At 33.9% G+C, this 11,978-nt stretch carries 14 protein-coding genes; 5 read left to right on the top strand and 9 right to left on the bottom strand.

Features of this window, described 5'->3' with window-relative positions; all coding sequences use genetic code 11:
* The first annotated feature begins 250 nt into the window (after positions 1 to 250).
* The 4 genes from CN692_RS10930 (at position 251) to istB (ending at position 2,850) form a co-directional block, all read left to right on the top strand.
* Positions 251 to 532 carry an IS110 family transposase gene (locus tag CN692_RS10930; RefSeq protein WP_098119192.1) on the top strand — a complete coding sequence of 94 codons (282 nt, stop codon included), beginning with the start codon at positions 251 to 253 and terminating at the stop codon, positions 530 to 532.
* A gap of 93 nt (positions 533 to 625) precedes the next feature.
* Complete coding sequence (locus CN692_RS10925; protein ID WP_098119191.1) at positions 626 to 832, top strand: hypothetical protein; 207 nt, start codon at positions 626 to 628, stop codon at positions 830 to 832.
* Between the two features lie 4 nt (positions 833 to 836).
* The gene (gene istA / locus CN692_RS10920; RefSeq protein ID WP_179874416.1) at positions 837 to 2,081 is read left to right on the top strand and encodes an IS21 family transposase; all 1,245 of its coding nucleotides are present in this window, start codon (positions 837 to 839) and stop codon (positions 2,079 to 2,081) included.
* A 13-nt stretch (positions 2,082 to 2,094) separates the two neighbouring features.
* A complete protein-coding gene (gene istB / locus CN692_RS10915; RefSeq protein ID WP_098119189.1) occupies positions 2,095 to 2,850 on the top strand; it encodes an IS21-like element helper ATPase IstB in 756 nt (251 codons plus the stop codon).
* Between the two features lie 797 nt (positions 2,851 to 3,647).
* On the opposite strand, the gene CN692_RS10910 is transcribed toward istB, so the two are convergent.
* From CN692_RS10910 to CN692_RS10890, 5 genes are all read right to left on the bottom strand, one after another.
* Positions 3,648 to 4,148 (bottom strand): DinB family protein, encoded by a 501-nt coding sequence (locus CN692_RS10910; protein ID WP_098119188.1) that lies wholly within the window; start codon positions 4,146 to 4,148, stop codon positions 3,648 to 3,650.
* 353 nt (positions 4,149 to 4,501) lie between these two features.
* A complete protein-coding gene (locus CN692_RS10905; RefSeq protein WP_098119187.1) occupies positions 4,502 to 4,807 on the bottom strand; it encodes a hypothetical protein in 306 nt (101 codons plus the stop codon).
* A 901-nt stretch (positions 4,808 to 5,708) separates the two neighbouring features.
* Positions 5,709 to 6,197: a hypothetical protein gene (locus tag CN692_RS10900; RefSeq protein ID WP_098119186.1), complete on the bottom strand. Its 489-nt coding sequence runs from the start codon at positions 6,195 to 6,197 to the stop codon at positions 5,709 to 5,711.
* A 32-nt stretch (positions 6,198 to 6,229) separates the two neighbouring features.
* The gene (locus CN692_RS10895) at positions 6,230 to 6,682 is read right to left on the bottom strand and encodes a JAB domain-containing protein (RefSeq protein ID WP_098119185.1); all 453 of its coding nucleotides are present in this window, start codon (positions 6,680 to 6,682) and stop codon (positions 6,230 to 6,232) included.
* 618 nt (positions 6,683 to 7,300) lie between these two features.
* On the bottom strand, positions 7,301 to 7,639 hold the full coding sequence (locus CN692_RS10890) for a hypothetical protein (RefSeq protein WP_098119184.1): 339 nt from the start codon (positions 7,637 to 7,639) through the stop codon (positions 7,301 to 7,303).
* A gap of 423 nt (positions 7,640 to 8,062) precedes the next feature.
* On the opposite strand from CN692_RS10890, the gene CN692_RS10885 reads away from it, so the two are divergent.
* On the top strand, positions 8,063 to 8,260 hold the full coding sequence (locus tag CN692_RS10885) for a gamma-type small acid-soluble spore protein (protein ID WP_098119183.1): 198 nt from the start codon (positions 8,063 to 8,065) through the stop codon (positions 8,258 to 8,260).
* A 707-nt stretch (positions 8,261 to 8,967) separates the two neighbouring features.
* On the opposite strand, the gene arsC is transcribed toward CN692_RS10885, so the two are convergent.
* Genes arsC through CN692_RS10860 form a run of 4 tightly spaced genes read right to left on the bottom strand, consistent with a single transcriptional unit; the run spans position 8,968 to position 11,270 of the window.
* On the bottom strand, positions 8,968 to 9,375 hold the full coding sequence (gene arsC / locus CN692_RS10875; protein WP_098119181.1) for an arsenate reductase (thioredoxin): 408 nt from the start codon (positions 9,373 to 9,375) through the stop codon (positions 8,968 to 8,970).
* 23 nt (positions 9,376 to 9,398) lie between these two features.
* A complete protein-coding gene (arsB, locus tag CN692_RS10870; protein WP_098119180.1) occupies positions 9,399 to 10,442 on the bottom strand; it encodes an ACR3 family arsenite efflux transporter in 1,044 nt (347 codons plus the stop codon).
* Between the two features lie 19 nt (positions 10,443 to 10,461).
* Entirely contained in the window at positions 10,462 to 10,899 is a 438-nt protein-coding gene (locus CN692_RS10865; protein ID WP_098119179.1) for an ArsI/CadI family heavy metal resistance metalloenzyme, read from the bottom strand.
* A 53-nt stretch (positions 10,900 to 10,952) separates the two neighbouring features.
* Entirely contained in the window at positions 10,953 to 11,270 is a 318-nt protein-coding gene (locus CN692_RS10860; protein WP_098119197.1) for an ArsR/SmtB family transcription factor, read from the bottom strand.
* Positions 11,271 to 11,978 lie beyond the last annotated feature (708 nt).

Here is an 11,978-nt window from a genome sequence, read left to right as displayed (position 1 = left end):
GTTCGTATTATAAGGTCAACCAGTTAAATTTTCTGGTTGACCATTTTTTATATGGTCTTATGATTAAAGTAGTCGGGGCAGAACGAAGCTTGCGTGGGGCTTAGACCCCGTCAACTAAACAGTTCACCCCCTACTTATAGAAACATGCTTTGGGCTGGTTGGGACAAGGATCCCGCATAACAAGCGAACCTATGACACTATAAGGGAGTATTAGGGGAACCGATAAATTTAGTTTTAGGAGGAGATAATTATGAATCCAGTAGTTGGTCTGGATGTCGCAAAAGGAGAGAGTCAGGTTCAAGGTTTTTTAGATAAAAAGACTCCTTTTAAAAGAAGTTTTAAGATTTTACATACGGTTGAAGGCTTTGAGCAGCTACTTCAATTCTTAAAGAGTATCGAAGAAACAACGAACACAAAACCAGTATTGATAATGGAATCAACAGGGCATTACCATTCACCTGTTATGCAGTTCTTAGATAACTCAAATTATATTTATATCGTTATTAATCCATTAATTGTAGATTTACAATGAAAACTGACCCACTATTATCATCGAAAATTGACCCACCAATAAAATAATCGTTACACTTTTCTCATAAAGAAAATGAGGGGTGTAATTGGGGGAATGATCACGATTAATACTTGGACTAAAATTAGAAGTTTATCGACAGAAGGACATTCGATCAGATCCATCGCAAGAATGGTTGGTGCATCTAGAAATACTGTAAGAAAAGCATTGAAGGAAAGTAATTTACCAAAGTACTCTCGTACTCCTTGTGAAAATAAGTTAATCAGAGAATACGAAGAGTTAGTTTTTAGAGCTGATGTCTAAAAAGTTGATTGGCAATCGGATTTATAAAGAGATTTGTAAAGTAGGTTATACAGGTTCGATTACTACACTATATCGATTTATCAACTTCCATAAGGAAAACGTAGAAGCTTTTAAAACAACGGTTCGATTTGAAACCAATCCAGGTGAACAAGCTCAGTTTGATTGGTCTCCTTATTCTGTTGTCATTGCAGGAGAAATTGTACAAGTATATTGTTTTCTAACGATTCTATCCTATAGTCGCAAAAAACAGATAGTATTTAGTAAAACACAAAGAATTGAAGCAGTATTAGACGCTCTCGAAAGTGGAATACGTGGGTTTAATGGTGTGCCGAAGCAAGTAGTCATTGATAATGCAAAACAACTTGTATTAAGCCACCCACGTGACGATCAAGCAGTGTATCATCCCAAATTTTTGGAATTGGCTAGAACCTATCGGTTCAGCCCTTATGCTTGCCAGACGTATTGGCCTAGGACAAAAGGAAAAGTAGAACGACCATTTTATTACATTGAACAACATTTTATTAAGGGAAATGAGTTTAATAGTTTTGAAGAGTTACAGAATCGTGCAGAGGAATTTATACATGAATGGGAATTGGAACCTAACAAAACAACCTTGGTCCCACCTGCCATTCTATATAATGAAGAGCAGCCGGTACTAATGGAGTTACCAATTAGTCGTTATTCTCATCACCTAAAAGAAACTAGAAAAGTTAGTTGGGATTGTTTGGTATCCTATCGCGGAGTGAAATATAGTGTTCCAAATCAATATGCCGGGAAGAGTATTTGGTTGAATGAAAAACAAGGTCATCTCTTACAAATATTGAATGAATCAGGAATGATTGTTTGTGAACATATTCTATCAACCCAAAAAGGAGCAACAGTTATAAATGAAGTACATTATGAAGGTGTGAAAGGATCAACACCTAAAAGCCTTCCAAAAGTACGAGAAAAGTTTATTGATACATTTTCCGTTGGGAAAGAATACACGGATCTATTAAAAACTGATGTGAAAGCAAATTACACTCATAGATATCGGAATATTCTTGAACTATTAAATCATTATGAAGTGTATCAAGTTGAAGAAGTATTGAAACAAGCCATTTTATATAAGCGTACAGAGTACAATTTTTTAGTTAATCTATTAAAAAATATAGCTAGAAAGAAAACGATTGTTCCTCAAGCATCAAGGATTCCGGACGTTCAAACAAAAACAAGATCCTTAGACTATTATAGTGGGTTATTACATTAGAGGGAGAAAAAGAATGAAAAGTGAACTGAATGAGCGTTTGACGAATATTCTAAAAGAATTACATCTCAAAGAAATTAGTGAAATCTACGAAGTAGAAGCAGAACAAGCAGCGAAAACAAAACTAAGTTATGTAGGGTATTTATCAAAATTATTTGAGGCAGAAATATTATCAAAAACAGATCGATCAATAAATCGTAAGATTTCATTAGCAAAGTTCACTAAAGTATCAACAATAGAAGAGTTCGATTTCGCCTTCCAACCATCTATCAATGATACATACATGAGGGAACTAGCTAACTTAGGCTTCCTAGAGAAAAAAGAAAATATATTATTTATGGGACCGCCAGGTGTGGGGAAAACACACTTGGCAATCGCCCTAGGAATAAAAGCGTGTATAGCAAAATATAGGGTAGCATTTTATTCTGCGAAAGAGTTAATGGACCTACTCTACTCATCATTAATTGAAAACAACTTAACAGAACGGATAGAATCTCTAGCAAGAATACAATTAATTGTCATTGATGAGATTGGATATATGCCAATAGACAAAGAAAAAGCAAACTTATTCTTTCAGTTTATCAGCCGCAGATATGAAAGTGGATCAATAATCGTTACTACAAACATGCCGTTCGATCAATGGGATCAAGTTTTTGGTGACCAAGTGATCTCATCCGCGATATTAGATCGTTTAGCTCATCATTGTCATATATTTAATATTAATGGAAATAGTTATCGAATGAAAGAAAGATTAGAAAAATTAGAAGTATAGGGTGGGGCAAAATTCAGTGCAAAAGGTGGGGCAATTTTAGTTGACAATCTACACTTAAGCTTGAATTCAATCGAATATTTCTTAAATTTAGTTCCTTTTAAAGGCATAATAAATCCCCCTATAGTAGATTACCTATCCATTATAAGGGATAGGCTTTTTTCCGTGTCTACTATAAGGGGATAATATCAGGGTCTCCCGAGTTGCCGTATCATATCAATGTATAACGTGTCAAGGTCTATGACTCCAGAGAGGCTTTACCATTCTCGCCTTACCGAAAGGTAGAGTGTAGCTTTCTGCTATGCATAAAGCATCAGCCCTCTCGTTTTACTAACATTATGGAGCTCAATCCCTTCAACCATTTGGCTTTCGGCTCGCTACCTAACTGTCTACGCTTAAAGATTAAAGTTACCTTTAACCCTCCAAGACTCGCTACGAGCGAATGGCTAGTTCTTACTCGACGGGAATCCCACCCGTTATATGATACGACCTAGGCTCGGCCGCACATGCATGCGTTAGTTCATTAAGAAAAGCTATTCTTATTAAAGAATCGCGCCCTTTTCTTGATTAAACAAGAAGCTCATATTAGCCGGTATTGTGGAGGCAATTCACTTATTCTTGCTGGTAATGTTAGATATCGTAGAAGAATGAGATTACTTTGGATCAACAATTGTTTGATTAAAGTTATTCGTTAGCTCAAAGAAAGATCTGTGTAAACATCTCTCAATTCTCAACTAACGTCAACTTTTTGAAGAAAAAATGGATTACTCTTCTGTTGCCTATTTATAATGAATAACATTTCAAGAATACCAATAAAAAGCATAATCAGTCATAACTGAGGATTCACCCAACTGATGTAACATAGCTGAAATATTCCCTCTATGATAGGTTCCATGATTCACTACGTGTACGACCATTTCAGATATACTTGTTTCTCTTAATCCTGCCCATGGATTATCCAACATTATTCTCTTTTCCATATCCTCCTGTCTGTTCAAAAAGGTTTTAAACCGAGATGTTAAAGTGTGAAATTCCGTTTCTAAGTCTTCAATGGGCAGTTTCTCAATTTTTTCTTGAATTTGAAATGAAGATTGCATTGCTTCATTCATACTCTGACCCTCGAGGGTATTAAGCCATCCATATTCCACCAAATATAGATGAGATAAAACCTTTGAAACAGAAGAAAAGACACTTTTCATTTCCTTTTGATATTTCTTAGGAGAAAGTGTCTTAAGATGATCAATTATCCGTTGATTTGCCCATACATGATAGTTATATAGATTTTCTACATGATTTGCCATACAATCGCCTCCTAATCATCACGTTTTTTAATATTCTTTATCAGAATGAATTATTCCTTTAAATATTATTATTTATCTGATGAGATCTTCAACTAAATGGCCCAATTGTTGAACAAAGGTCAAAGCACTCTTCAACTAACCTGCCATTTACTACAATAAAAAAACTGCAATTAAGCAGTTTGTGATCTTCAACCTCTGGTTTTTTAGAACTAATTGGGTAACTATGTATTCGTTAAGCTTATTCGACTATCCTGCAATTTAAATAAAATAGAGGATGATCCTGTGATCATCCTCTATTTGTTGTTTAACTAACGCGCTCGTTAGTTGTATAAGAAACAAATCAAACAGCTAAACTAGCTTTGCCAAATTATAATAAGCACTAATATACGATAAGACCATTTTATTAATTGCATATATTTTCTTTTACTTTTTTCCTCTAATACATGTTTGAATAAATTTAGTTTTAAGAACAATTTATTTATTAATTTAACTAATAATAAACAGGCTAAAAGAATAAACAAACCAATTGCAAGAAATTTAAGACCTTGTTCCATTACTCCTGTGTATTTCAATAAAATTTGAATTATCAATGTTACATTAAATGCTATGTTAAAGCCTTGTTCTTTAAGAAATTCTCTGATAGTCATTGTTTGTTTCATTTGTATCTCCAAACTTTTTTATAATTTCAGTTTAATTATATCAACTGAATTAGTATTTGTAATTTGGGGTAATTTTGCCTTTTTCGATAGAATTTCAAATTATCCTTATTCCACTAACCTGCCCATTTTGTTTAAGTGAAAACTTTCGCAAAATCAGAGCTTACGACAACATAAATAACCAATTTTGTCTGAGATTATTCTCCCATAAATAGGATTTTATGGAAGAACGTGACTGCCGGTTTTAAACAACTTGACTGGGCAGATAGAACAACCTTTAATTTAAAATCTTCCCCTTGCCCCGGGAACAAGGAGAAGACACTTATTTCATAAAAAGTAGCCACTTACAATCGATACTCCGTTACGACGAAGTAAAATCGCATACTGTTTTTTTTAAAAAATAATCAGTTTCAAAGCTGATAGTAGATCGTTAACGATTATGTCAGCAAGCGAGCTTCAATATACACTCTAAAAAAATTCGCTCTTTCCATTTCTTTAAATGGTTCTGGCACAGATAAAAGAAATAATGAATCTGTTTTGCCGCTCTTACTTGAATAATCTTTCAAAGGTTTTAAAGGTTGCTAAGCAACCGCCAAACAGGCTCGATGCCTGTTTTCATCAAGAAAAAAACGGATGTTTTTTCCTCCAATCGTGAAGCTATATCGGCTGACATTCCAGCACTTATTCTACTTTTCTAGCTCACGTTGATTTTTCCTTTTTTAAGCAAAGGGGCAAACCCCCTTCGCCCTTTTTCAATTTTTCTAGCTAACCTAAACACTAAAATAAAAGATAGAACGGACATTTACTACACTTTATATCAATACATTGAGCACAAGGTAAAATAGTGTGATTACAAACGGGACACGGTTGTATAACAAACTCCACTTTTAGCTCAAACTCATTTTCACAATATATACACCATTCCACTACTTTCTTTAGAGTTAGCATACCTTTCCCCTATAAGTAGAACTCTGTCCAGTAAAATATGTCCTTCTGGATTCAATTCATAATCAAACAAACATTCCTTAATTTCTTTCTTTGTCATGCCAGACTTATAACAATCTTTGATGATTGCAACCTTTGAGTCATACCATTCATAAGCACCCTCTATATAAAATGCTTCTTCTCCTTCTTGTAAAAATCTGCCAGTGTCTTTGGTTCGTTCATATCCATTTTTTTCTAAAATTTCTGCCAGGTCCTTTACTACCTTACATGCTTCTTTATGGGATTTATTCTTTTCTTCTATGTCCCTACCCCCATTATCATCTTTATCAAACAGTTCAAGAAAGTCATTGCTATCAGAAAATTCCCACAAAGCCTTTTCATTTACATTTACAATCTCTACCATTCTATTTAAGTCCATTTTCATCATCCCTCTTATTCTTTTTTGCAAAGGGGCACAGCCCCTTTGCTATTTTTAAAATTTTATAGATAGCCTTTTTCTTTTAAGCTGACATGTTTTCCTGTATGGGATACTATCACATGGTCAAGAACTTCGATGCCTAAAATTTTCCCGGCTTCAGCAAGTCTTTTCGTAACTTCAATATCTTCTTGGCTCGGTGATGCGTTCCCGCTTGGATGCTGATGACTAACAATAATGGAAGCTGCATTATTGAGAATTGCCGCTTTCATCACGTCTCTAGGATGAACAATACTTGAATTTAAACTGCCCACATGTGCTCTATGTAGCCCAACCACTTGATTTTTTGTATTGAGCATCAATACTAGAAACACTTCTCTATCCTCATCTGCGATGTAGGATGCCGCTAAATTTTGTGCATCTTCTGGGCATTGGATACTATAACTTACAAACGGTGCTGATACTTCTCTAATTTCCTGCTTAATTCTTACCACTTCAAAGACTGTTGTTAATTCCATTTTTAAATTCTCATTTTCCTTTGATTTTCTTTTTTCTTTTGACTGACGAAGCGAATAGGTTCCCCAAAGGGGGATTATTTTTCCCCTTTTGCAAGTAGAACGAAAAACACGCATAGGCAATTGGTCAAGGGTGCTCTTCGCACAAAAAGTTTTTTATGTTGCGATAGCGCTCTTAATAAAAAACTTTTTTGCCCCTTGACCAATTGACTAGCTGTCTTAGTTTCCTGCCGGAAAGGTTCGGGTGTCCTACCGGTGAGGAAGCTTAGTCGGCTTGCGCTGTTTTACGATTCGGAAGGAAAATGGGAAAAATAACAATAAAAAGCAGCCGAGTAATCTTCGGCTGCTTTCCTTGTCTTTTATTCTTTTAATCAATCAATTTTTTGATATTCAGCTTTCGGCTCGTTCGGTATGGCCTTGTCGTAAATGGAACAGGAACCTACGGAATGACAGAAAGACGCTCTTCTCTTTCTGATTAATCCTTAGTGCTGCCGCCCAAAGTATATCTATAAATCTCTTATCCTTTAAGGTTTTGATTTTCTAAACGTTCGGTTTCATCATTCAAAGTATCCAAGAAGATCCGATATTTTCGACAGTTTGAGAATCATTAAGCTAATTCTCTTATTCATAAGCTCGAATCCAATGATAAATCTCTTCTGAAACAAACAGTTTATTTTCTCTTAATTCCCCGTAAAGATAGGAGATAAAAGTTGGCCAAGTATAAGTGTACTTACTCAATTTATTAATATAAGCTAACATTTCTCGTAAACGCTGTACAAGCTCATAAACTAATTTGGAAGTAACATTTTCCTTTATAAAGGAACTGATGAAGTTCGTGTACTTTAACGTAACATCAATCAGGAGAGCAGTCGCTTTTGTAGGAGTCACATCTAAGGCAAATGCCAATTTTTTAATTTGATCATTTGTTTCTTTTTTTGAATCGTATGGTAATCCTTTCATTGATTGATGCTAATTTGACTGTTTGTAAGGAAGTTTTTTCTGGAAACCCTCGATACATCGTAGAATTATGCCATATATTGAGTGGGTTAGCCCACACGAGTAGCAGTATCTTTATTAACGGTAAGTATTGCAACACCATCTTTCGCAGCTCAGAAAACAGAAAATAAGCCAGAAAAAAAAGAGGGCAATGTAATTTATAATAAGCATGAAGAAAAAGACTTAAATAAGTTATTCGAAACTGATGGAACTGTAAGTTCAGAAGATAGTGGAGTAACTACTTTGGCAGCTCCTACTCGAGCAGATTCAGAAAATGATTCCACAAGTAGTTTACAAATCTTATTCTACTATTTAGTAATGTCACATATTCCTTAAAAGCTTAAAGCTTTTAGAATAGTTACAAACCTCTTGGGAATATTAATTTTTATGGAGGTGATAGTAATGAATAACAACCAAAAATTTAACAAAACTTCAGCAGGAACAAATGCTCAGAAAGTAAATCAACAAAATGCTGCATCTACATCTAATAAATTCGGAACAGAATTTGCTAGTGAAACAGATGTACAAGCAGTAAAAGAACAAAATGCTCAAGCAGAAGCCAAAAATCAAAAATCAGGACAATAATAGAGTTAACAAACAAAGGATATCTCGGTAATCGTTGGGAGTATACTTTTAAGATGATTCTGCAAACATAATTCATTTAAGAAAATAGAAAAAAGCCCTTAGAATATTTATTCTAAGGTTTTTTTGAATTTATAAATCAGGATCTATATTTACATATGTGATAATTCAACTTGGCAAGCTTTAGTTCAATGAGCATCTTCTTTTCTATTTCACATACTGGTCGTACTTTTTACTAGTGATCTTCATTCTCCTTCCTTTCCACTCCAGAAGACATCTTAATGAAAAAAAAACATAAGAATTATGAACGCTATCATTTTTATATACATGGTACTTAATCCAAATACCCCTCTAAGATATTGAATTGGCATTGAAAAAATTCCACCTAAAAATATGGTAAGAGCGATCTTTATTTCAACATTTAATTCTTTAATTTCTTTAATCAGATTTTTCATTTTATCACCGATCATAAAATTTTTATCTTTCATTCCTATTATTCTTTTCATAGTAGTTACACATTATTTATTTATTTATTTATTTATTTATTTATTTGTTGCGACAAAAGACAAATATCAATCACCTTCTTCAACTATCCTGTCAGTAGTTGAAGAAGAACCTCGTTTTTCGTGAATATAGTTGCAAATCTAGTTTACATAAAGATGATTATAGGTATCAAAAAAGAGCCTTCTAGTTAGAAGACTCTTTTAAAATTATTCGCCAGTTTCAGAAAACTGTTTAATACGAAGTCCAATTTGATCACGAACTCTTTGGAATACACTCCATTCTTGACCTGCTGGGTCATCAAATCCCCAATGAACACGTTTCACATGTGGTGGTGTTACTGGACATACATCATTCGCATGACCACATAAAGTCACTACTAAATCTGCATTGTTTAAGATGTTATTATCAATTACATCTGATGTTTGATTTCGGATATCAATGTCAACTTCATCCATTGCTTTAATTGCATTTGGATTCACACCGTGTGCTTCGATCCCAGCTGATAAGACATTCCATTCATTTCCTAGATATTGTTTCCCCAAAGCTTCTGCCATTTGGCTACGGCAGGAGTTACCAGTACATAAAAAGTAAATTGTTTTTTTATTATTTGGCATGTGTATTCCACCTTTGTTTAAATTTATATTGCTGTTTCTTTTGCAAAATATTTTCTTCTCATCCACAACGCCGCATTAACCAACGCAATCATTACGGGTACTTCAACCAATGGACCAATTACTGCTGCGAATGCTGCTCCTGAATTAATTCCAAATACTCCAACTGCAACTGCAATTGCTAATTCAAAATTATTACTTCCAGCTGTGAAAGCTAAAGTAGTTGAAACCCCATAACTCGCTCCTGATTTCTTCCCTAAGAAGAAAGAAACGAAGAACATAATAATGAAATAGATTAATAAAGGGATTGCAATACGTACTACATCTAAAGGAAGTTCTACAATTACTTCTCCTTTTAATGAGAACATTACAATGATTGTAAATAGTAATGCGATAAGTGTTATCGGACTAATTTTAGGAATAAATTCTTTTTCATACCATTCTCTGCCCTTTACTTTAACAAGGATTATTCTTGTTAATAGTCCTGATAAGAATGGAATTCCTAAATAGATGAAAACTGATTCTGCCACTTCTGGCATTGTAATATCGATTGACATACCTTCTAAACCAAAAACTTTTGGTAATACTGTTACGAAGAAATATGCGTAAACAGAGAAGAAGATCATTTGGAAAATCGAGTTAAAGGCTACTAATCCAGCCGCATATTCACGATCACCATCAGCTAAATCATTCCATACGATCACCATCGCAATGCATCGGGCTAAACCGATCATGATTAAACCAACCATATAATCTGGATAATCTCTTAAAAAGATAATTGCTAATAAAAACATCAAAACTGGTCCAATCAGCCAGTTTTGAATTAATGATAGAAATAATACTTTTATGTCTTTAAATACTCTTCCAATCTCTTCATAACGAACTTTCGCCAGTGGTGGATACATCATTAAAATCAATCCGATAGCTAAAGGTATTGAAGTTGTTCCAACTTGTAATTTGTTTAGGCTATCTACAAATCCAGGTGTTGAAATGCCAAGAATTATCCCAATTGCCATTGCTACGAATATCCAAAGGGTTAAATATTTGTCTAAAAATGATAATCGTTTCATTCTCTTCTCCTTTTACACACTAACAACAAGTATTAACTTTAGATTCAGTGGAAGTTTTACAACAAGACGTATTTTCTATTTTTTGAACTTCACTATCTGCTTTGGTATAGAAGAATTCCCATTCATTTCCGTCTGGATCTGTTACCCAAAACTTATCTTGTACTGCATAACAACAAGTTGTATCCATTTCTTCGCGGGCAAAGAAACCTTCTTTTTCTAGTCTTTCCTTATGGGTTAAGATTTCTTTAGCTGTTTCAACTTGGAAACCAAAGTGATTTACTTGATTACCCTCAACTTGATCACGAACGTTTAGCGTGAAATTAAGACCTGGATTTTCTAACAGAAACTTCGCATATCCTTCTTTCACTTTAACAGGTACTAAACCAAATACCTTTTGATAAAAAGCGATTGATGCCTCTAAATTTGTCACGTTAACCCCTACATGAACATATTTCATACAAAATTCCTCCTTTGTTAAATCAAAAAAAATTGATTTAATGAATAAAAAAATTAACAACAATTACTATTACGTTTACCGTTATCTGATTTTCGGAAGATACAGCATAACTCTTCTGATAGCAAGCTGTTAACTTCTGTGTCATTCAAATCATAATAGCTCCATGTACCTTTCGTCTCTTTTACGATGAGTCCTGCGTCCAACAAGATTTTCAAATGATATGAAAGCTTTGATTGTGTCATATCGAACGTTTCCGTTAAATCGCATACACATGTACTTCCTCTTTGGCAAAGCTCATACATAATTTCTAGACGCTTCTGATCAGCTAACGCTTTAAATTTCTGCTCATATTTCTGGAACTGTTGTGCCATCTCAGTCATTTGCTTTCTCCTTCATCAAATTTTCTTGATGAACTAAGTATATGTTAGTTTACCAAATAAATGCAATAATTTAATCAAAAAAAATTGATTTATTAAAATTAGTTACATAAGAATGAGATTTTTTTTGAATAAGTATGCAATTCTAGTTTACATAAAAGTTCTTAACGGAAGTTAACCAAAAGCCAGTTCCTTGTTCCACAAGAGATTGGCTTTTGTCATTTTCCTCATGATATACACGTTTTATACATCGTTAAACCTACAGGGTTTTTTGAGATGCTCATCCGTAACCATTCTCTTTTTTGTATAAAATCCCGCTACTAGCTTTTTAGTTATTCTGGTTTCAATATATAGATTAGGAGACACTTCTATCAAAAGTACTTCTCCTGTCTATTAAACTATCCAAAACTTGATTAGCTTCAACATTTATACTATTTACAATTATGACCTATTTCTAGTACCAAAAGTATCACCGTCAGTTATAAACCTATTCTAAAGATAAATCGCAGGGTCAACCCTGCTTTCTTAAGTTCTAACATTCGTGCTCACGCGGATGTATCCATAAATAGTCGCCATGTTAGTTTCTCCTCTTACATCTTTTACCATAATTATAACAGCGTCGTTTATAAAGGTGCACGTAATATATAAACGTTTATAAAAAATTTTAACGACATTTATAAACTTGATAGTTCTTAGTTTCAT

The organism is Bacillus sp. AFS002410, from assembly GCF_002556365.1.
GTDB lineage: Bacteria > Bacillota > Bacilli > Bacillales > Bacillaceae_G > Gottfriedia.
Note: the sequence above shows the minus strand (reverse complement) of the source record. Positions and strands in the feature narration are given on the sequence as shown.

Bases quoted from the DNA above. Each gene is read 5' to 3' on its own strand.
- CN692_RS10930 (WP_098119192.1), top strand. From the start codon at position 251: ATGAATCCAGTAGTTGGTCTGGATGTCGCAAAAGGAGAGAGTCAGGTT.
- CN692_RS10925 (WP_098119191.1), top strand. From the start codon at position 626: ATGATCACGATTAATACTTGGACTAAAATTAGAAGTTTATCGACAGAA.
- istB (WP_098119189.1), top strand. From the start codon at position 2,095: ATGAAAAGTGAACTGAATGAGCGTTTGACGAATATTCTAAAAGAATTA.
- CN692_RS10910 (WP_098119188.1), bottom strand. From the start codon at position 4,148: ATGGCAAATCATGTAGAAAATCTATATAACTATCATGTATGGGCAAAT.
- CN692_RS10905 (WP_098119187.1), bottom strand. From the start codon at position 4,807: ATGAAACAAACAATGACTATCAGAGAATTTCTTAAAGAACAAGGCTTT.
- CN692_RS10895 (WP_098119185.1), bottom strand. From the start codon at position 6,682: ATGGAATTAACAACAGTCTTTGAAGTGGTAAGAATTAAGCAGGAAATT.
- CN692_RS10890 (WP_098119184.1), bottom strand. From the start codon at position 7,639: ATGAAAGGATTACCATACGATTCAAAAAAAGAAACAAATGATCAAATT.
- CN692_RS10885 (WP_098119183.1), top strand. From the start codon at position 8,063: ATGGAGGTGATAGTAATGAATAACAACCAAAAATTTAACAAAACTTCA.
- arsC (WP_098119181.1), bottom strand. From the start codon at position 9,375: ATGCCAAATAATAAAAAAACAATTTACTTTTTATGTACTGGTAACTCC.
- arsB (WP_098119180.1), bottom strand. From the start codon at position 10,442: ATGAAACGATTATCATTTTTAGACAAATATTTAACCCTTTGGATATTC.
- CN692_RS10865 (WP_098119179.1), bottom strand. From the start codon at position 10,899: ATGAAATATGTTCATGTAGGGGTTAACGTGACAAATTTAGAGGCATCA.
- CN692_RS10860 (WP_098119197.1), bottom strand. From the start codon at position 11,270: ATGGCACAACAGTTCCAGAAATATGAGCAGAAATTTAAAGCGTTAGCT.